This is a genomic window from Streptomyces zaehneri (genome assembly GCF_032248645.1).
GTDB classification, from domain to species: Bacteria; Actinomycetota; Actinomycetes; order Streptomycetales; family Streptomycetaceae; genus Streptomyces; species Streptomyces coriariae.
In genome coordinates, this window is the sequence record NZ_JASTTJ010000071.1 from 1 (window position 1) to 464 (window position 464).

The 464-nt window shown below is 58.4% G+C and carries 1 rRNA gene; it reads left to right on the forward strand.

What is annotated here, in order from left to right:
* Nucleotides 1-108 (forward strand): 16S ribosomal RNA (locus tag QQM72_RS40685); the annotation flags it as partial.
* Between the last annotated feature and the right edge of the window lie 356 nt (nt 109-464).

The window sequence follows — 464 nt, forward strand, 5'->3', positions numbered from 1 at the left end:
GGTGGCCCAACCCCTTGTGGGAGGGAGCTGTCGAAGGTGGGACTGGCGATTGGGACGAAGTCGTAACAAGGTAGCCGTACCGGAAGGTGCGGCTGGATCACCTCCTTTCTAAGGAGCACTTCTTACCAACAACCTTCGGGGAACTTGGTCAGAGGCCAGTACATCGGCGTACGTCCGATGCTGGTTGCTCATGGGTGGAACGTTGATTATTCGGCATTCTCGGCCATCTCGGGCTGCAAGTACTGTTCTTCGGAGCGTGGAAAGCTGATCACGAGTGGTGGGGGTGTCGGGCACGCTGTTGGGTATCTGAGGGTGCGAGCGTTGCTCGTCCTTCTGATGCCGGCCCCAGTGCACTCGGAACCGTAGGGTTTCGGGGTGATGGGTGGCTGGTCGTTGTTTGAGAACTGCACAGTGGACGCGAGCATCTGTGGCCAAGTTTTTAAGGGCGCACGGTGGATGCCTTG